This window comes from Dyella lutea (genome assembly GCF_024158035.1).
Taxonomy (GTDB): domain Bacteria; phylum Pseudomonadota; class Gammaproteobacteria; order Xanthomonadales; family Rhodanobacteraceae; genus Dyella_A; species Dyella_A lutea.
On record NZ_JAMZEK010000004.1, the window covers coordinates 398,080 to 416,681 of the forward strand.

The window sequence follows — 18,602 nt, forward strand, 5'->3', positions numbered from 1 at the left end:
ATCGTGGCAGGCGCGGGCCTGCCACGATCCAGTGACGTATCGGTCGGGGGAAGGTGAGTGGAGTTCAAAGACTATTACGACATCCTGGGCGTGAAGCCCGATGCCAGCGAGGCGGACATCAAGGCCGCCTACCGCAAGCTGGCGCGGCAGTACCACCCGGACAAGAACAAGGAGCCGGGCGCCGAGGAGAAGTTCAAGGCCGTCAACGAGGCCAACGAGGTGCTGCGCGACAAGGAAAAGCGCCGCGCCTACGACCAGGTGCGTGCCGGCGGCTACCGTGGCGGCGAGCAGTTCCGCCCGCCACCGGGCTTCGGCCAGGGTTACGATTTCGGCGAGGGCGGTGGCGACGGCGATTTCAGCGACTTCTTCGAGAGCCTGTTCGGTCGCGGTGGTGGGCACCGGGGTCAGCCACGGGCGCGGCGCGGTCGCGACGTGCAGGCCCAGGTGCAGATCGACCTGCAGACCGCCTTCGACGGCGGCCGTACCCGAGTGGCGCTACACGATAGCCACGGCCACGAGCGCGTGCTCGAGGTGAAGATCCCGGCCGGCATCCAGCCGGGGCAGGTGATCCGCCTGTCCGGGCAGGGCCACGCCGGCTCCGCCGGCGGGCCCAGTGGCGACCTGCTGCTGGAGGTGGCGATCCGCGACGACGCCCGCTTCAGGCTCGACGGCCGCAACGTGCTGCACGTGCTGCCGATCACTCCATGGGAGGCGGCGCTGGGTGCCACGGTGCCGGTGCCGACGCTCGGTGGCGCGGTCGACCTGCGGATCCCCGCCGGTTCGCAGTCCGGTCGCAAACTGCGCCTGAAGGGGCGCGGCATGCCGGGGGCGCATCCGGGGGATCAGCTGGTGGAGCTGTCCATCCGTACGCCGCCAGCCGAGGACGACAAGCAGCGCAAGGCCTACGAGGTCCTGCAGAAGCATTTCGCGGACTACAACCCGCGCAGCTGATCCGTTTTCGGAGTGAGATAGCAGAACGGCGCCCTGGGGCGCCGTTCTGATGTCCGGGAGCGGAAAAGCTCAGCCCGGGAGCAGCTCGGTCAGCGTGGCCACCAGCTCGTCTTCCTTGATCGGCTTGGTCACGTAGGCCTTGGCGCCCTGGCGCATGCCCCAGACCTTGTCGGTCTCCTGGTCCTTGGTGGTCACCAGCACCACCGGGATGTGCGCCGTGGTCGGATCCTTGCTGATCGTGCGGGTGGCCTGGAACCCATTGAGGTTCGGCATGACCACGTCCATCAGGATCAGGTCTGGCAGTTCGCGCTTGGCGGCTTCCACGCCGGCGGCACCGTCCTCGGCGGTGAGTGCCTCGTGGCCAAGCTTCTCCACGACGCGTTTGAGACCGAGCAGCTGCGACGGGGAGTCGTCGACGATGAGGATGCGGGCCATAAGGTGGGGATCCCTTGTTCGAAGTGAATGGATTCTAAGGCGCGCCCGACGTGCTTCCAAGTCGAGGCGGCGATTGAGGTCAAATGTCGGCGTGGCGCACGATGGTACGACCAAAGGAGCCGCCGGCCAGCATGGCGGGGAACACCCCGGGCAGCTCCTCCAGCGTGACCTCGCGCGTGGCGATGCGATCCATGTGCAGCGGCTTCCACGGGGCGGCCAGGTGTTCCCATACCCGCAGGCGCTGGTTCCGCGCGGTTCCGGCGGACGCAACGCCCAGCAGGTTCACGCCGCGGATGATGAACGGCATTACGGTGCTCTCGAAGCCGATGCCGCCGGCATTGCCGCACAGCGCCACGTTGCCATAGGGGGCGATCAGCGGCAGCAGGCCGGCGAGCATCGCTCCGCCGACGTTGTCCAGCGCGCCGCCGAAACGGGCCGAGTCCATTGGTTTGCCACTGAAAGCCAGTTCGTGGCGGTCCAGGCACTGCGCCGCACCGAGCTGGCGCAGAAAATCGAAGTGGTCGGCCTTGCCGCTGATCGCGTGGACTTCGAAGCCGGCACGGCTGTAGATGTCGATCGCCAGCATGCCCACGCCACCGCTGGCACCGGTCACGGCGAGCGGCCCCTGTTCCGGGGTCTGGCGGTTGTCGAGCATCTGCAGCAGGCCCAGCGCGGCGGTGAATCCGGCAGTGCCGAGGATCATGCTCTCGCGCAGGCTCAGGCCTGCGGGCAGGGGGATCGTCCAGCGCGCGTCCAGCCGCACGTATTCGCCGTAACCGCCGTCGCGCGTCTCGGACAGGCCGGAGCCGGTGCACAGCACGGCGTCGCCCTCCCGGAACGCCGGATCGGTCGAGGCGACCACGTGACCGGCGACGTCGATGCCGCCGTTGAGCGGAAACTGGCGCAGGATCCGCCCCTTACCAGTGCACGCCAGTGCGTCCTTGTAGTTGACCGAGGAGTAGGCCGCCTTGACCAGCACCTCGCCGGGCGACAGATCGTCGCTGTCCATGGTCTCGATGCCGGCACGGTAGCCGGCATCGTCCTGGCGGATGCGAAAGGCGCGCAAAGCAGTCATCGGCATGTCCTCGGATCAGGCCCGGATGCTGGCCGGGCCGATCACACGGGCTGCCTGGCCTCCGTCGTAGTCGACCATCCAGTCGAACAGATCGGGCATCGAAGAGCCGAACCATACACTGTCGCGCTGCCCCGGTTGAACGAAACCCTCGTCGACCATGTGGTTCATCAACGTCTTCAGTCCCGCGTAGTAATCGTGCACGTCCAGGAATGCGCAGGGATAACGGTGCAGGCCGAGCTGGGCCCAGGTGAGCATCTCGAACATCTCGTCCATGGTGCCGAAGCCGCCGGGCAGGGCGACGAACGCATCGGACAGCTCGTACATGCGGGTCTTGCGCTGGTGCATCGTCTCGACCACCACCAGCTCGGTCAGGCCGGTGTGCGCGACCTCCTTCTCGACCAGCTGGCGCGGGATCACGCCCACCACCTTGCCGCCAGCGGCCAGTACCGCATCGGCCACGGTGCCCATCAGGCCGACCTTGCCGCCGCCGTAGACCAGGGCGACCCCGCGCCGGGCCAGCTCCGTGCCGAAGTCGCGCGCCAGCCCGAGGTAGGCCGGGTCGTTGCCGCTGGCGGAGCCGCAATAGACGCAGAGGGAGGTGATATGGGGCATGGCGTTGCCTGTTGCGGTGAGCAGAAGCCCGTCATTCCGGCCTGCGCCGGAATGACGGCGGAAAACGAACGGCCCGCCCATGTCGCCACGAGCGGGCCGAAGGCACTGGATCCCGGAACGTTCGCCCATCCATGAGCTGTCCGGGATGAGGCCATCCCGGCCTCAGTTGCCCTTGTGGATGGCGCGCTTGTCGACCGACAGGGCGGCCTCGTGCACCGCCTCGGACAGCGTCGGATGCGCATGGACGATGCGGGCGAGGTCCTCGGACGAACCTTTGAACTCCATCGCCACCACGCACTCGGCGATCAGCTCGGACACGCCCGGGCCGACCATGTGCACGCCGAGGATGCGATCGGTCTCGGCGTGGGCCAGCATCTTCACCTGACCGAACGCCTCGTTCATCGCCACGGCGCGGCCGATGGCGGCAAACGGGAAGGTACCGACCTTGTAGGGCACGCCCTCGTCCTTGAGCTGCTTTTCGGTCTTGCCGGCCCAGGCGATCTCCGGCTCCGTGTAGATCACCCACGGGATGGTGTCGAAGTTGACGTGGCCCGCCTTGCCGGCGATCCACTCGGCCACCGCCACGCCTTCCTCGGAACCCTTGTGCGCAAGCATCGGGCCGCGCACCGCGTCGCCGATCGCCCACACGCCGTCCACGCCGGTGTGGCAGTGCTCGTCGACCACGATGCGGCCGCGCTCGTCCAGCTTCACGCCGGTGTCTTCCGCCAGCAGACCGTCGGTGTAGGCGCGGCGGCCCACGGCCACCAGCAGCTTGTCGACCACCAGGCTCTGCTCGCCGTCCTTGTCGGCGTAGACCAGGTGCACGCCATCCTTCTTCACCTCGGCCTTGGACAGCTTGGCGCCCATCTTGATGTTGAGGCCCAGCTTGGTGAATTCCTTGAAGGCGATCTTGGCGATGTCCGCATCGGCGGCGCCGAGGAAGTCCGGCATGGCCTCGAGCACGGTCACTTCCGCACCCAGGCGACGCCACACGCTGCCCAGCTCCAGGCCGATCACGCCAGCGCCGATCACGCCCAGGCGCTTGGGCACCTCGGTGAAGTCGAGCGCGCCGGCGTTGTCGACGACGTGCTTGCCGTCGAACTTGGCGAACGGCAGCTCGATCGGCACCGAGCCGGAGGCCAGCACGACGTTGGTGGCGCTGATGGTCTGCTTGCCGCCGTCCTGGGCGGTGATCTCCACCTGGTTGCCCTTGAGCAGCTTGCCCATGCCGTAGAACGCGGTGACCTTGTTTGCCTTGAACAGCTGGCCGATGCCGCCGGTGAACTGCTTGACGATCTTGTCCTTGCGGCCGATGAAGGTCGCAAGGTCGACCTTGGCGCCATCGACGGTGATGCCGTGCACCGGTAGGTTGTGCGCGATGTTGTAGAACTGCTTGGACGAATCCAGCAGCGCCTTGGACGGGATGCAGCCGACATTGAGGCAGGTACCGCCGAGGGCCTGCTTGCCGTCCTTGCCGGTGAACGCATCGACGCAGGCCACTTTCAGTCCGAGCTGCGCGGCGCGGATCGCGCCGACGTAGCCGGCAGGGCCGGCGCCGATGAAGATGACGTCGAATTTCTGGTCGCTCATGGCGGGTTCCTTGCGGGCGAGCATCGGGCTCGCTGGTGAAGCGGAAGGTGGGCTCGATTGCCGGAAAGGCAACCGGCAAGGCCGTGGTTTCAGGCGCTTGCCGGCATCAGAGCCTCGTTACCTATTTTCTGATGGCGGGGGCCGCCATCAGAGACCAAGAAGCATGCGCTGCGGGTTCTCGAGCTGGTTCTTGATGTCGACCAGGAACAGCACCGCGTCCTTGCCATCAATGATGCGATGGTCGTAGGACAGCGCCAGGTACATCATCGGCGCGGCGATCACCTGGCCGTTCTCCACCACCGGGCGCTCCTTGATGGTGTGCATGCCCAGGATCGCGCTCTGCGGCGGGTTGACGATCGGCGTGGACAGCAGCGAGCCGAAGGTGCCGCCGTTGGTGATGGTGAAGGTGCCGCCCTGCAGGTCGTCCAGGCCCAGCTTGCCGTCGCGCGCCTTCCTGGCGTAGCCGGCGATGCCCTTCTCGACGTCAGCGAAGCTCATGTCCTGCACGTCGCGCAGCACCGGCGTCACCAGGCCCTTGTCGGTGGACACGGCGATCGAGATGTCCTGGTAGCCGTGATAGATGATGTCGTTGCCGTCCACCGAGGCGTTGATCACCGGGTGGCGCTTCAGCGCTTCGGCCGCAGCCTTCACGAAGAAGCTCATGAAGCCGAGCTTGATGCCGTTCGCCTTCTCGAACGACTCGCCCAGCGTCTTGCGCATCTTCACCACCTCGGCCAGGTTCACCTCGTTGAACGAGGTCAGCATGGCGATGGAGTTCTTCGACTGCATCAGGCGCTCGGCGATGCGGGCGCGGATGCGGGTCATCGGCACGCGCTCCTCGGGACGGGCACCCGGGGTCGGCTTGGCGGCCGGTGCGGCCGGCGCCGGGGCGCTGCCGCCCTTGGTGTAGTTGACCAGGTCTTCCTTGGTCACGCGGCCGTCGCGGCCGGTACCGGCGACCTTGGACGGGTCGATGTGCTCTTCCTCGGCGACGCGGCGGCCCGCCGGAGACAGGTCCGCGGTGCCCTTGGCGGGGGCGGCGGCCGGAGCGGGCGCGACCGCCTTCGGCGCTTCCGCCGCCGGGGCCGGAGCGGCAGCCACGGCGCCTTCCTCGATGATCGCGATCACCTGTTCGCTGTTCACCGTGTCGCCTTCGGCGTGGCGGATCTCCTTGAGCACGCCATCGACGGTGGCGGGCACCTCGAGCACGACCTTGTCGGTCTCGAGATCGACCAGGTTCTCGTCGCGCTTGACCGCGTCGCCGACCTTCTTGTGCCAGGTCGCGATGGTGGCGTCGGAGACGGACTCGGGGAGAACGGGGACTTTGACTTCGATGGACATCACAGGGTCCTTGCTGGGGTTGGCACCCGTCCGTGGGTGCAGGAGCAAAGCGGCCGTCCCGGCCACGCTATTCGGAGTAGGTTACTCGGCCGAGTGGTCGGTGCCGATCGGGGCGACCAGCGCCTGCTCGACCAGTGCCGCCTGTTCGGCGTTGTGCTCGTTGAGGTGGCCGGCGGCCGGTGCCGCCGAGCGCGCGCGGCCGGCATACGACAGCGTGTGCTTCGGACCGATACAGGCCTGCAGGTGATGGCGGATCTGGAACCAGGCACCCTGGTTCATCGGCTCTTCCTGGCACCAGATCACCTCCTTGGTGGCGCTGAAGCGGGCCAGCTCGGCCGACACCTCCGGACGCGGGAACGGATACAACTGCTCCACGCGCACCAGCGCCACGTCCTCGAGGCCGCGCTTCTCGGCTTCCTCGAGCAGGTCGTAGTAGACCTTGCCCGCGCACAGCACCACGCGCTTGACTTTCTTCACCGGCAGCTCGCGGTGCTCGCCCAGCACCAGCTGGAACGAGCCGTTGGCCAGCTCGTCCAGGGTGGAGACGGCCAGCTTGTGGCGCAGCAGCGACTTGGGCGTCATCACGACCAGCGGCTTGCGCACCGGGCGCAGCATCTGGCGGCGGATCATGTGGAAGTCCTGCGCCGGGGTGGTCGGCACGCAGACCTGCATGTTGTTCACCGCGCACAGCTGCAGGAAGCGCTCGAGGCGGGCGGAGGAGTGCTCCGGACCCTGGCCCTCGTAGCCGTGCGGCAGGTAAAGCGCCAGGCCGCACAGGCGGTTCCACTTCGACTCGCCGGAGCTGATGAACTGGTCGATCACCACCTGGGCGCCATTGGCGAAGTCGCCGAACTGGCCTTCCCAGATGTGCAGCGTGTCGGGGTCGGTGGTGGAGTGGCCGTACTCGAAGGCCATCACCGCCTCCTCGCTGAGCAGCGAGTCGATTACCTCGACGTTGGCGCCGTCGCGGAGGGTAGCCAGCGGCATGTAGGTGTGGCCGTCCTTCTGGTCGTGCAACACCGCATGGCGGTGGAAGAAGGTGCCGCGGCCGGAGTCCTGGCCGACCAGGCGCAGGTTGTGGCCGCCGTCGATCAGCGTGGCGTAGGCCAGGTTCTCGGCGAAACCCCAGTCGGCCGGAACCTCTCCGGCGGCCATCTTGCGACGGTCGTCGTAGATCTTGCCCACGCGCGACTGCAGGATCAGGTCGCCCGGCAGGTCGAGGATGCGGTTGGCCAGTTCCACCAGCTTCTTCTTCGGCACGGTGGTATCGGCCGGGGTCGACAGCGGGTTGTTGGTGAAGCGGGCCCAGTCGATCTCCAGGTCGCGCACCGGCGTCGGATTGAACTCGGCCAGCGGTGCACCGGCCTCCAGCCGGTCGCGGTAGGCGTCGAGCCGCTTCTGGCCGTCGCCATCGGCGATCACACCTTCCTTCTGCAGCGCCTGTGCGTACAGGTCGCGGGTGGTCGGGCGCTTGCGGATGATCTGGTACATCAGCGGCTGCGTCGCTGCCGGCTCGTCGGCCTCGTTGTGGCCGTGGCGGCGGTAGCACACGACGTCGATGACCACGTCCTTGCGGAACGTCTTGCGGAACTCGTAGGCCAGGCGGGTGACTTCGATCACCGCTTCCGGATCGTCGCCGTTCACGTGGAACACCGGCGCGTTGACCATCTTGGCCAGGTCGGTGCAGTACATCGTGGAACGGGCGTCCTGCGGGTTGGAGGTGGTGAAGCCGACTTGGTTGTTGACCACCACGTGCAGGGTGCCGCCGATCCTGAAGCCGCGGGCCTGCGACATGTTGAACAGTTCCATGTTCACGCCCTGGCCGGCCAGCGCCGCGTCGCCATGCACCAGTACCGCCATCGACTGGTTGTGCTCGGTGTCATGGCGGCGCAGCTGGCGCGCGTGCACGGAGCCGGCCACCACCGGGTTGACGATCTCCAAGTGTGAAGGGTTGAACGCCAGCGCCACGTGCACGCCGCCCTTGGGCGTCTTCAGGTCGGACGAGAAGCCCATGTGGTACTTCACGTCGCCGGAATACGACGGGTCGTCGATGTGCTCGAACTTGCCCTCGAACTCGTCGAACAGGGTCTTCGGCGGCTTGCCCAGGATGTTGACCAGCACGTTGAGGCGGCCGCGGTGGGCCATGCCGATCACCAGCTCCTTGATGCCGTTGTCGCCGGCCATGCGCACGACGTCGTCGACCAGCGGGATGAGGCTGTCGCCGCCTTCCAGCGAGAAACGCTTCTGGCCGACGTACTTGGTGTGCAGGTAGCGCTCCAGGCCTTCGGTGGCGGTGAGCACGTCGAGCAGGTGGCTCTTTTCGGACTTGTCGAGGCCGGCGCTGCCGTTGGCCTGCTCCAGGCGGGAGTAGATCCAGTTCCGCTGGGCGTGATCGGAGATGTACATGAACTCGGCACCGATGGTGCCGGTGTAGATCTTCTTCAGCCGCGCCAGCAGCTCGCGCAGCTTCATCCGCTGGCCGCCGCCGGCGTAGGTGCCGCAGTCGAACTCGGTGTCGAGGTCCGCGTCGCTCAGGCCGTGGAAGGCCAGGCCCAGGTCCGGCGCGTCCATCTTCTGGGCCAGGCCCAGCGGGTCCAGGTCGGCGGCGAGGTGGCCGCGCGAGCGGTAGGCGGTGAGCAGGCGCAGCACGCCGGCCTGCTTGCGCGCATGGGCGTCGTCGACCGTGGCGACGGCACTGCGGCGCTGCTTTTGCGCGGACTCAATACGCGCAATGGCCGCGGTGTGGGAGACATCTCCCGACGCGCGGCCATTGAAGGTCTGGAAGTAGCTGTTCCACTCGGCGGGCACGGAGCCCGGATCGCTCAGCCACGCCTCGTAAAGTGCTTCGACATAATCGGCGTTGCCGCCTGCGAGTTGAGAGGACTCGAAGAACTCGCGAATCAGGTTTGTGCTCACGTTACCACCGGTTGGGGGGAGGGTGCCGTCGACGCTGCCCGTGGCGCAGCGGAGGGCTGGCAAAAATCTTGTTAATTATAGCGCCGGGCTGCTGCGTCGCGACAACCCGGGCGTGGGGTTGGACGATGGTCTATGCAAGGGGGCTGGCCGCCCCGACCGCGGACCGGGCGGGACTTGTGCCGGAACCGCGGCCCGGATCGGGCGGACCTGCTCGTTCAGCCACCGTCTAGAGGCCAAGCGCGAGCAGCTCGGTAGCCGGCACCGAGCGCTCCCAGACCTCGTCGAACTGCTGCATCAGCGGCGCCTGCCCGGCGCGGTCGTGGCGCGAAGCCCGACCTTGCGGGCGGTCGTGGTCGGGCAGGAACAGGTAGCCACCGGCATCGTTGAGCAGCCAGCCGGCGCGATTGGCCAGGTCTACCTCCTCCACCGGGCGACGGATCTGGATCACGCTCGACAGGCGCTGCGCCAGAGCGACCAGCCGGTGTCCGTCGCGCAGGGCAGCCCCGGTGTCGTGCAGCAGGATGCGGATGCGGGCACCGCGGCCGGAGGTGGCGATACGGCGGAGTTCGGCCAGTTCCTCGGCGCTGCTGTAGAGCTCGCTGTCCAGCCGGGGCAGGTGGATCGCCAGGATGTGTCGGGCATCGGCGAGCAGCAGGCGCCGGGTGGCGTCCACCGAGGCTCGATCCTCGGCCGGCAGCAGGCCCGGGTCGCGGGCGGGGCGCGCGCCTGGGGAGGCAGGCTCCAGCGCGCGGCGCAGCGTCTGGTGCATGCGCCCCGCCGCTTCGAACAATTCACCGGCCGGTACGAAGCCTTCCCGGGCGTAGAACGGCACCAGCTCCACCGGGGCATCCAGCCGCAACTCGTTCCAGCCGAAGCCGCTCGCCCGCCCGACCAACTGACGCAACAGGGCGGTGCCGACCCCGTGGCGCTGCCAGGTGGGCAGCACCGCGACGCGGCTGATCCGCTGGTCCGGCGTGAGCCTGGCGGCGCCGATCGGGCAGTCCGTATCGTCGCGGGCAATCAAGTGCATGGCCTGCGGGTCGGCGTCGTCGAACTCCCATGCGGCCGGCAGGCCCAGCCCGTCGATCAGCACCATCCGGCGCAGCTGCCGGACCGCCTCGCGGTCGCCATCACGGGCCCAGTCGGCACTGACGACGTGGAAGTTCTCCAGCTTCACCCGCGTTTCGCCCTGCGCGGAACCAGGTGGCCGTCGTCGAGCAGGGCGACCAGCAAGGCCTGCTCGATGGCGTCGGTCGTGCCGGCGATCGCGATCTCCCGTTCGGCACAGAGCCGCTGGGCCAGCGTCGGCGTCGCCGGGTGGGCCTGGCCGTTGACGAATAGCGTGCAGTCGTTGCGGGTGCGTGCCCAGGCCATGCGCGACCAGGGGTGGCGCACGAACGACACGCCTTTGGCCAGCAGCTTGTCCAGGGCCGCGGCCGTGACCGGCCGTTCGGCCGGCGCCGGTTGCTGGGCCAGCCGGTAGCGGGTGATGAAGCGGCCGAACCAGTCCAGCAGCGTGGCGTCGTTGTAGGCCCCGGCGAACGGAAGCACGGAGCGCAGTCGTTCCAGCGCATTGCGGTCGATCTCGCCCGGGTTGCGGGCAGCCGCCAGGTCCGGGTCGGTATAGCGGGCCTCTTCGGGCAGGCGGTCGGCCAGGTAGTCGGCGAAATCGCCGATCAGCTCGGCCTGGGACGGCGCGCGCATGCCGACCGAGAAGGTCATGCAGGGTCCGCCGAAAGCTACCCCGTCGTGCGGCACGTTCGGCGGCAGGTAGAGCATGTCGCCCGGGTCCAGCAGCCATTCGTGGTTGGGCTCGAACTGCGCCAGCTGCTTGAGCTCGACGTCGGGGCGGAAATCCTTCGGCGCGTCGGGGGCGGTGCTGATCGCCCAGTGCCGCTGGCCCAGCCCCTGCAACAGGAACACGTCGTACTGGTCCACGTGGGCGCCCACGCCGCCGCCGGGCTCGGCGTAGGAAATCATGACGTCGTCCACGCGCCAGCTCGGCAGGAAGGCGAACGGTTCGAGCAGGGCGGCGACGTCGGCATCCCACTTGTCCACGTCCTGCACCAGCAGGGTCCAGTTGGCGTCCCCCGTGGTGGCGAAGTCGGTTTCATCGAGCGGACCGGTCTTGACGTGCCAGCGGTCGCGTTTCTCGTCGTGGCGGATCAGTCGCGACAGCGCGCCGTCCTCGCAGGCAAGGCCGGCGAGGTCTTCCGGCGCGATCGGCGGTTCGAAGCCGGGGAAGGCGTTGCGCACCAGCAGCGGACGTTTTTGCCAGTAGTCGCGCAGGAACTGGGCGGTGGACATGCCGAGCGGCTGGCGGGCGGAACCGCGTACCTCGATCGGCAGCGGCTTGCGGGAGGGGGAGGAAATGGCCATGGGCGCAATTGTAGCCATGGCCGGGGGCACCATGTCCGGTCGGCATAAGGACATCGCCAATGATCCTTTGGGTGGGGCGCCCGCGCGGGGGCAAGCTGATGCAATCCCGGTTTGGACGTCCAAAGGATTTGCCCGTGAACGCTACGCAGCCCGCCCTCGCGGCGCCGCCCGGTCTGGGCGAAGAACGCCAGGCACTGCTGCGCCAGCTGGTTGACGGCCTGGAGCCTGCCCAGCTGTACTGGATCGCCGCCTACGCCGCGCAGCAGGCGGCGCACCCGGTCGCGCGCCAGGCGCAGATGCCGGCCGCGCGTCTCACCGTGTTGTACGGCAGCCAGACCGGCAATGCCCGCCGTGTCGCCGAGCGCTTTGCCGCCGGGGCCGAAGCAGCAGGCCTGCCGGTGCGACTGGTGCGCGCCGGTGCCTACGCCGCCCGCGAGCTGTCCGGCGAGCGCTACCTCGCCGTGGTGGTCAGTACCCAGGGCGAGGGCGAGCCGCCGGACGACGCGCGCGGCTTCGTCGAATTCCTGGCTTCCCGCCGCGCGCCCAGGTTGCCCGCGCTGCAGTACACGGTGCTCGGCCTGGGCGACTCCAGCTACCCGTTGTTCAACGCCATGGGCCGTGCCATCGACGGACGGCTGGCCGAGCTCGGCGCGAAGCGGCTGGCCCCGCTGGCCGAGGCCGACGTGGACATCGAACCGGTGGCCGGACCCTGGGCCGACGGCGCGCTGGCTTTGGTGCGCGAAAAGCTCACCCGCGAGCTGCCCACCGCCTCGGTGACGCCGCTGCGGCCAGCACCGGCACGACCGCAGTTCCATCGCGAGCGGCCATTCCCGGCGCCGGTGCTGGCCAACCAGCGCATCGTCTCGCGGCATGCCGACCGCGATGTGCGCCATATGGAGCTGTCGCTGGAAGGCTCCGGCCTGCGCTACGCGCCGGGCGATGCACTCGGGGTGTGGCACCGCAATCCCGCCTCGCTGGTGGATGCCTTCCTCGCCGTGCTGGCACTGGACGGCCAAACCGAGGTCACCCACGACGGCAAGGGGCAGCCGCTGCGCGAGTGGCTGGTCCGCGAGCGCGAGTTGACCCGGCTCAGCCGCCCGCTGGTACAGGCCATCGCGGAGCGCGCCGACAGCGCCGTGCTGCGCGCCGCGCTGGAGAACCCCGAGGCGCTGAAGGAGCTGCTGACCAGCCACCAGCCGATCGACCTGCTGCGCGCGTATCCCGCCGACTGGGACGCCGGGGCCCTGGTCGCCGCGCTGCGCCCGCTGACACCGCGGCTGTACTCGATCGCCTCCAGCCCGCAGGCGGTGGGCGAGGAGGAGGTGCACCTGACGCTTGCCGTGGTGGATTACCGCGCGCATGGCGAACCTCACCTCGGCGCCGCCTCGCGCTGGATCGCCGATACCGGCGAGGACGCCACGCTGAACGTATTCATCGAGCCGAACGAGCGCTTCCGCCTCCCTGCTGATGGTGCCCGCGACGTGATCATGATCGGCCCAGGCACCGGCGTGGCGCCGTTCCGCGCCTTCGTGCAGGAGCGCCAGCAGGCCGGCGCGACCGGCCGCAACTGGCTGGTGTTCGGCAGCCGGCACGTTGCCGACGACTTCCTCTACCAGCTCGAGTGGCAGCAGGCGCTCAGGGACGGCGCGCTGCACCGGCTGGACGTGGCCTTCTCGCGCGACCAGGCCGAGAAGCGCTATGTGCAGCACGTGCTGCGCGAGCGTGGCGCGGAGCTGTACGACTGGCTCGCCGGCGGCGCGCATCTGTACGTGTGCGGCGACGCCGCGCAGATGGCGAAGGATGTGCACGCCGCGCTCGCCGAGATCGTCGCTACCCACGGCGGCAAGACCCCCGAGGCCGCCCAGGCCTGGCTTTCCGAACGACTGCAGGACGGGCGCTACGCCCGCGACGTGTATTGAGATGAGCGAAACCACCTCCTTGCCCCTGTCCGAGATGGAACGCATCAAGGCGGCCAGCCGGCTGCTGCGCGGAACCCTCGTCGAAGGGCTGGCCGATCCGGTCACCGGTGCGATCAGTGACGACGACAACAAGCTGCTGAAATTCCACGGCAGCTACCAGCAGGACGATCGCGACCTGCGTGACGAGCGTCGCCGGCAGAAGCTGGAGCCGGCGTATTCCTTCATGATCCGCGCGCGCCTGCCGGGCGGCGTGGTGACCCCGGCGCAGTGGCTGGCGTTCGACCGCATCGCCACCGGGCACGGCAACGGCTCGATGCGCATCACCACGCGACAGACCTTCCAGTGGCATGGCGTGATCAAGCGCCGCCTGAAGCCGACCCTGCGCGCCATCCACGACGCACTGGCCACCACCATCGCCGCCTGCGGCGACGTCGTGCGCACCGTGGTCTCCAGCGCCAATCCGCAGGTGCCCGAGACCCACGCGCTGGCCTACGCCTGGGCGGCGAAGCTGTCCGAACACCTGGAGCCGCAGACGCGGGCGTACCACGAGATCTGGCTGGACGGCGAGAAGGTCTCCGGCGAGGAACACGAGCCGCTGTACGGTCCGACCTACCTGCCGCGCAAGTTCAAGATCGGCCTGGCGATCCCGCCGCTCAACGATGTGGACGTGTTCGCTCAGGACCTGGGCCTGATCGCGATCATCGAGGGCGGCGAGCTGCTCGGCTTCAATGTCGCCATTGGCGGTGGCATGGGCGCCAGCCATGGCGACCCGACCACCTATCCGCGGCTTGCCAGCGTGATCGGCTTCGTCACCCCCGAGCAGCTGATCGCGGTCGCCGAGGGCGTGGTGGCGGTACAGCGCGACTGGGGCAACCGCAGCGAGCGCAAGCACGCGCGCCTGAAGTACACGCTGGACCACCGCGGCCTGGACCACTTCGTCGCCGAGCTGGAATCGCGCCTGGGCTTCGCGCTAGCGCCGGCGCGGCCGTATGCCTTCGAGCACAACGGCGACCGCTACGGCTGGACCGAAGGCGAGGGCGGTCGCTGGCACCTCACCCTGCTGATCGAGGCCGGACGGCTGATCGATGCCGGCGCGGTGCGTTCGCTCAGCGGCCTGCGCGAACTGGCGAAGGTGCACAGCGGCACGTTCCGCATGACCTGCAACCAGAACGTGATCGTCGCCGACGTGGCTGCGGCCGACCGCGCCCGCATCGACGCACTGGTCGTCGAGTACGGGTTGGACGACTACCGCAAGGCCAGCCCGATCCGTCGTCATGCGGTGGCCTGCGTGGCCCTGCCCACCTGCGGGCTGGCGATGGCCGAGAGCGAGCGCTACCTGCCGGAGCTGCTGCCGAAGCTGGAGGCACAGCTCAACCGCCATGGCCTGGCCGACGCGCCTATCCTGCTGCGCCTGTCCGGCTGCCCGAACGGCTGCTCGCGGCCGTACCTGGGCGAGATCGCGCTGGTCGGTCGCGCACCGGGCCGCTATGACCTGCGTCTGGGCGCCGACTTTCGCGGCCAGCGGCTCAACCGCATCCACCGCGAGAACATCGACGAGGCCGCCATCCTCGCTGCGCTTGACCCGCTGTTCGCCCGCTACGCCGCCGAGCGCGTCGAGGGCGAGGGCTTCGGCGACTTCCTCGTGCGCAGCGGCGAGGTCAGCGTGCTGCAGAGGATTCCCGCACAGGTGACCGCATGAATCCGGCCTACCTCGACGCCGCCGCCCGCGATCCGGCCGTGCTTGGGCGGCTCGATGCGTGGCTGGGCCGGCTCGACCCGCCGGAGCGGGTGCGCTGGGTGCTGCGCAACGTGCCCGGTCCGCTGGTGCTCTCGTCCAGCTTCGGTGCGCAGTCGGCGCTGATGCTGCACATGGTCACGCGCGAACAGCCGGACATCCCGGTGGTGCTGATCGACACCGGCTACCTGTTCGCCGAGACCTACCGCTTCGTGGATCAGCTGGTCGACCGCCTCAAGCTCAACCTCAAGGTCTACCGCCCCGCAATGAGCCCCGCGTGGATGGAGGCCCGCCACGGCCGGCTGTGGGAGCAGGGCGAAGCGGGCATCAAGCGCTACAACGAGCTGCGCAAGGTGGAGCCGATGCAGCGCGCGCTGGCCGAACTGGGTGCTGCGGGCTGGTTCTCCGGTCTGCGCCGCGTGCAGTCGCGCAGCCGCGAGCAGATTCCGTTCGTCCAGCGCCGCAACGATCGCTGGAAGTTCCACCCGATCGCCGACTGGCGCGACCGCGACGTGGGCCAGTACCTCGCCCAGCACGGCCTGCCGTATCACCCCCTCTGGGACAAGGGTTATGTCTCGATTGGCGACGTGCACACCACGCGCCCGTGGGAGCCTGGGATGGAGGCAGAGGAGACGCGGTTTTTCGGGCTGCATCGCGAGTGCGGCCTGCATGAGGCGGTGTAGGCAAGAAGGCGGGGGAAATTCCTGACGGCGGAAAAGGCCAACGGTGCGGCGGCCGCTGGGTAGGCCCGATCCGGGTCCTCTGCCCACCTGTCATTCCGGCAGGCGTCCGCACCCAGCGACTCCTGGAATGTCCCCGGCTCGGGCGATATCCCGTCGCGCCTGCCATGCGGGCCGCGCGGGTTCGGCATGAAGCGCCCGTCAGACCTTCGCAGTCACCTGCTTGCCCACCACTCTCATCGCCCGCTCGCGCCACGTCGGTGCCGTCGGCCATTCCACCGACTCGCCGGTGGACAGATGACGGGCCAGCGACTTGCGGTCGAGCTGCGGTGCGAAGTCGGCGATGAAGGCGAGCGCGAACTCCCGGGGTACACCGTCCCGGCGAAGCACCACCCACGTGGTGCACGGAGCAAACAGTGCGTCGGCGGAAAGGGTGCGCAGATCCGAGCTGTCCGAGGGCAGCAGGGCCATCTCGGCCAGCACGCCGATGCCAAGGCCGGCGCGCACGTAGGTCTTGATCAGGTCGGCATCCGCTGCGGTCATTGCGATCTGCGGGGTCAGCCGACGGGCCTCGAAGGCGCGCCGCAGCGAGGACTCCGGTTTCAGCGACGAGTCGTAGCTCACCAGCGGGTGGGCGGCCAGCTCTTCCAGTGTGGGGGCGCGGTCGAGCGCCGCCAGCGGGTGATCCTTCGGCACCACTACGCGACGTTGCCAGCGGTAGGCGGGCAGGGCGATCACGCCGGCCGGCGGCGCGCCGGCAGTGCTTACCACGGCCATGTCCACACCGCCGCCGGCGAGCAGGTCCATCAGTTCGGCGTCGGCGGCCGGCTGCAGGTGCACGCTCACCTCCGGATATTGCCGGTTGAGCGCGGCAATCGCGCCGGGCAAGGCGAAGCGCGCCTGGGTATGGGTGGTGGCGATGCGCAGCGTGCCGCGGGCCTCGTTGCGCAGGTTGGCGGCTACCGACTGGATGTTGCCCACTTCGGCGAGGATCGTCCGCGCGCGCTCGAGCACCTTGCCTCCGGCGTGGGTGATTGCGTCCAGGCTCTTGCCCTTGCGGTTGAACAGCTGGAAGCCCAGCTCCTCCTCCAGTTGCTTGAGCTGCTTGCTCAGGCCTGGCTGGGTCGCGTGGACGCGTTCGGCGGCGAGGGTGATGTTGAGCCCGGAGTCGGCGATCGCGATCAGGTAGCGGAGCTGGGTCAGCGTCATGCGGATGCCCCCGGCGGGCGCGGGCGGCGGCCGGGCTGTACCGGCGGGAGGTCGGCGGGGGTGCCGGCAAGCGGAGTGATCTTCATTTGGACGTCTATACATCCATTTGCTGCGATGCGTCAAGCGGACGTCGCCCCGGCGCGTTTATAACCAAGCGGAATAAACACCTTTCCACAAATCATTTGTGGACGAGGGGTTGCGTTCCTAGCTTGGCCGGATGCGCCGCCCGGCGCACCCTCCTAGCGAGTAACCGGCCGCGATGAAGCTGTATCCCCTGTTCGCCGATCTTCATGACCGCCCCGTGCTGGTGGCGGGGGGCGGTGCCGTGGCCGAGCGCAAGGTGGCGATGCTGCTGGAGGCCGGTGCCCGGGTCACCGTCGGCGCACCGCTGCTGTCGCCGGCATTGCAGGGCTGGGTCGAGGCGGGGAAGGTCACCCATCGCGCCGGCGCATTTGAGCCGCACTGGCTCGACGGTACATGGCTGGTGGTTGCCGCGACCGATGACTCGCGACTGCACCAGCGCATCGCCGGGCTTGCTGCGGAACGGCGGATCTTCGTCAACGTGGTGGACGACGCGGCACGCTCCAGCTTCCACGTGCCGGCGGTGATCGATCGAGCGCCCATCACCATCGCCATTTCCAGCGGCGGCGATGCACCGATGTTTGCCCGGCTGATCCGCGAGCGGCTGGAGACGCTGCTCGATCATTCGCTGGGCCGCCTCGCCATGCTGGCGTCGAAGCTCCGCAAGCGCATCCGCCTGCGCTTTCCCGAGTCATCCACGCGACGGCGCTTCTACGAACAACTGTTCTCCGGAACGGTGGCCGACCTGGTCCGCCGTGGCCGGCCGGCCCAGGCGCAGGCCGAGGCCGAGCGCCTGCTGGCCTCACCGGTCGACGCGCCCCGTGGCAGCGTGGTGCTGGTCGGCGCCGGTCCCGGCGATCCCGGACTGCTCACGCTGCGCGGTCTGCGCGCGTTGAACGAGGCTGACGTGATCCTGCACGACCGGCTGGTCAGTGCCGAGGTGCTGGCGCTGGCGCGCCGCGACGCCGAGCGCATCGAGGTGGGCAAGCAGTCCGGTCACCATCACACCACCCAGGACGGCATCCACGCCTTGATGCTCGAGCACGCAAGCAAAGGCCGCCGTGTGGTGCGCCTGAAGGGCGGTGATCCCTTCGTGTTCGGCCGCGGCGGCGAGGAGCTGGAGTTCCTGCGCGCCCACGGCGTCCCCTATGAAGTGGTGCCCGGCATCACCGCTGCGGTGGCCTGCGCGGCCTATGCCGGCATTCCGCTCACCCACCGCGATCACGCGCAGTCGGTGCGCCTGCTCACCGCGCACTGCAAGGCTTCGCACGACACGCTGGACTGGCCGGCACTGGCCCGCGAACGGCAGACCCTGGCGGTGTACATGGGCGTGGCCCAGCTCGAAGCCTTCCAGCAACGGCTGATTGCGCACGGTCGTGCCGCGTCCACCCCGTTCGCCCTGGTCGAGAACGGCTCGCGGCCGGAACAGCGGGTGGTCAGCGGCGCCCTGGGGCAGCTTGCGCGGCGCGCCACCGAGCAGGCGGTGAAATCCCCGGCGCTGCTGATCCTGGGGGAGGTGGCGGCGCTGGCCGGATCGCTGGCCTGGTTCGGTGCTCCTCCGGTGGACGAGGCGCTGGGCCCACCTCCGGGGCGTGTCGACCGGGTGGCCGATGCCGAGCGCCTGTTCGCCGCCATTCACCACGCCTGAACACCTTTCCCCCGGGATCGGCGCACCATTG

14 protein-coding genes are annotated in these 18,602 nt (G+C 68.9%); 5 read left to right on the top strand and 9 right to left on the bottom strand.

Annotated features, from left to right (window positions below; translation table 11 throughout):
• The first annotated feature begins 57 nt into the window (after nt 1-57).
• The gene (locus NC595_RS18650) at nt 58-951 is read left to right on the top strand and encodes a DnaJ C-terminal domain-containing protein (RefSeq protein ID WP_253568886.1); all 894 of its coding nucleotides are present in this window, start codon (nt 58-60) and stop codon (nt 949-951) included.
• A gap of 69 nt (nt 952-1,020) precedes the next feature.
• On the opposite strand, the gene NC595_RS18655 is transcribed toward NC595_RS18650, so the two are convergent.
• The 8 genes from NC595_RS18655 to NC595_RS18690 all read right to left on the bottom strand — a co-directional run bounded on the left by NC595_RS18655 (nt 1,021) and on the right by NC595_RS18690 (nt 11,299).
• On the bottom strand, nt 1,021-1,386 hold the full coding sequence (locus NC595_RS18655; protein WP_017463210.1) for a response regulator: 366 nt from the start codon (nt 1,384-1,386) through the stop codon (nt 1,021-1,023).
• A gap of 79 nt (nt 1,387-1,465) precedes the next feature.
• A complete protein-coding gene (locus NC595_RS18660) occupies nt 1,466-2,461 on the bottom strand; it encodes a YhdH/YhfP family quinone oxidoreductase (RefSeq protein ID WP_253568887.1) in 996 nt (331 codons plus the stop codon).
• A gap of 15 nt (nt 2,462-2,476) precedes the next feature.
• Nucleotides 2,477-3,073: an LOG family protein gene (locus NC595_RS18665; RefSeq protein WP_253568888.1), complete on the bottom strand. Its 597-nt coding sequence runs from the start codon at nt 3,071-3,073 to the stop codon at nt 2,477-2,479.
• A gap of 162 nt (nt 3,074-3,235) precedes the next feature.
• Nucleotides 3,236-4,663 carry a dihydrolipoyl dehydrogenase gene (gene lpdA, locus NC595_RS18670; RefSeq protein WP_253568889.1) on the bottom strand — a complete coding sequence of 476 codons (1,428 nt, stop codon included), beginning with the start codon at nt 4,661-4,663 and terminating at the stop codon, nt 3,236-3,238.
• A gap of 147 nt (nt 4,664-4,810) precedes the next feature.
• Nucleotides 4,811-6,004: a 2-oxoglutarate dehydrogenase complex dihydrolipoyllysine-residue succinyltransferase gene (odhB, locus tag NC595_RS18675; protein WP_253568890.1), complete on the bottom strand. Its 1,194-nt coding sequence runs from the start codon at nt 6,002-6,004 to the stop codon at nt 4,811-4,813.
• A gap of 81 nt (nt 6,005-6,085) precedes the next feature.
• The gene (locus NC595_RS18680) at nt 6,086-8,920 is read right to left on the bottom strand and encodes a 2-oxoglutarate dehydrogenase E1 component (protein ID WP_253568891.1); all 2,835 of its coding nucleotides are present in this window, start codon (nt 8,918-8,920) and stop codon (nt 6,086-6,088) included.
• Between the two features lie 226 nt (nt 8,921-9,146).
• Nucleotides 9,147-10,097, bottom strand: a complete 951-nt coding sequence (locus NC595_RS18685; RefSeq protein ID WP_253568892.1) for a GNAT family N-acetyltransferase — start codon at nt 10,095-10,097, stop codon at nt 9,147-9,149.
• Entirely contained in the window at nt 10,094-11,299 is a 1,206-nt protein-coding gene (locus NC595_RS18690; protein WP_253568893.1) for a cupin domain-containing protein, read from the bottom strand. Before NC595_RS18690 ends, NC595_RS18685 begins: the two co-directional genes overlap by 4 nt.
• Before the next feature lie 134 nt (nt 11,300-11,433).
• Between NC595_RS18690 and NC595_RS18695 the strand changes: the two genes are divergently transcribed.
• Genes NC595_RS18695 through NC595_RS18705 form a run of 3 tightly spaced genes read left to right on the top strand, consistent with a single transcriptional unit; the run spans nt 11,434 to nt 15,636 of the window.
• Entirely contained in the window at nt 11,434-13,218 is a 1,785-nt protein-coding gene (locus NC595_RS18695; RefSeq protein ID WP_253568894.1) for an assimilatory sulfite reductase (NADPH) flavoprotein subunit, read from the top strand.
• A 1-nt stretch (nt 13,219) separates the two neighbouring features.
• Entirely contained in the window at nt 13,220-14,917 is a 1,698-nt protein-coding gene (gene cysI, locus NC595_RS18700) for an assimilatory sulfite reductase (NADPH) hemoprotein subunit (protein ID WP_253568895.1), read from the top strand.
• Entirely contained in the window at nt 14,914-15,636 is a 723-nt protein-coding gene (locus tag NC595_RS18705; RefSeq protein ID WP_253568896.1) for a phosphoadenylyl-sulfate reductase, read from the top strand. Before cysI ends, NC595_RS18705 begins: the two co-directional genes overlap by 4 nt.
• Nucleotides 15,637-15,834: 198 nt before the next feature.
• Here the strand turns inward: NC595_RS18705 and NC595_RS18710 are convergent, their stop codons facing one another.
• Nucleotides 15,835-16,842: a LysR substrate-binding domain-containing protein gene (locus NC595_RS18710; RefSeq protein ID WP_253568897.1), complete on the bottom strand. Its 1,008-nt coding sequence runs from the start codon at nt 16,840-16,842 to the stop codon at nt 15,835-15,837.
• A gap of 259 nt (nt 16,843-17,101) precedes the next feature.
• On the opposite strand from NC595_RS18710, the gene cysG reads away from it, so the two are divergent.
• Nucleotides 17,102-18,571 carry a siroheme synthase CysG gene (gene cysG, locus NC595_RS18715; protein ID WP_253568898.1) on the top strand — a complete coding sequence of 490 codons (1,470 nt, stop codon included), beginning with the start codon at nt 17,102-17,104 and terminating at the stop codon, nt 18,569-18,571.
• Nucleotides 18,572-18,602 lie beyond the last annotated feature (31 nt).

What these genes read in the sequence shown, in the direction of transcription:
- NC595_RS18655 (WP_017463210.1), bottom strand. Translation starts at nt 1,386, where the DNA reads ATGGCCCGCATCCTCATCGTCGACGACTCCCCGTCGCAGCTGCTCGGT.
- NC595_RS18665 (WP_253568888.1), bottom strand. Translation starts at nt 3,073, where the DNA reads ATGCCCCATATCACCTCCCTCTGCGTCTATTGCGGCTCCGCCAGCGGC.
- NC595_RS18690 (WP_253568893.1), bottom strand. Translation starts at nt 11,299, where the DNA reads ATGGCCATTTCCTCCCCCTCCCGCAAGCCGCTGCCGATCGAGGTACGC.
- odhB (WP_253568890.1), bottom strand. Translation starts at nt 6,004, where the DNA reads ATGTCCATCGAAGTCAAAGTCCCCGTTCTCCCCGAGTCCGTCTCCGAC.
- cysG (WP_253568898.1), top strand. Translation starts at nt 17,102, where the DNA reads ATGAAGCTGTATCCCCTGTTCGCCGATCTTCATGACCGCCCCGTGCTG.
- lpdA (WP_253568889.1), bottom strand. Translation starts at nt 4,663, where the DNA reads ATGAGCGACCAGAAATTCGACGTCATCTTCATCGGCGCCGGCCCTGCC.
- NC595_RS18710 (WP_253568897.1), bottom strand. Translation starts at nt 16,842, where the DNA reads ATGACGCTGACCCAGCTCCGCTACCTGATCGCGATCGCCGACTCCGGG.
- NC595_RS18705 (WP_253568896.1), top strand. Translation starts at nt 14,914, where the DNA reads ATGAATCCGGCCTACCTCGACGCCGCCGCCCGCGATCCGGCCGTGCTT.
- NC595_RS18660 (WP_253568887.1), bottom strand. Translation starts at nt 2,461, where the DNA reads ATGACTGCTTTGCGCGCCTTTCGCATCCGCCAGGACGATGCCGGCTAC.
- cysI (WP_253568895.1), top strand. Translation starts at nt 13,220, where the DNA reads ATGAGCGAAACCACCTCCTTGCCCCTGTCCGAGATGGAACGCATCAAG.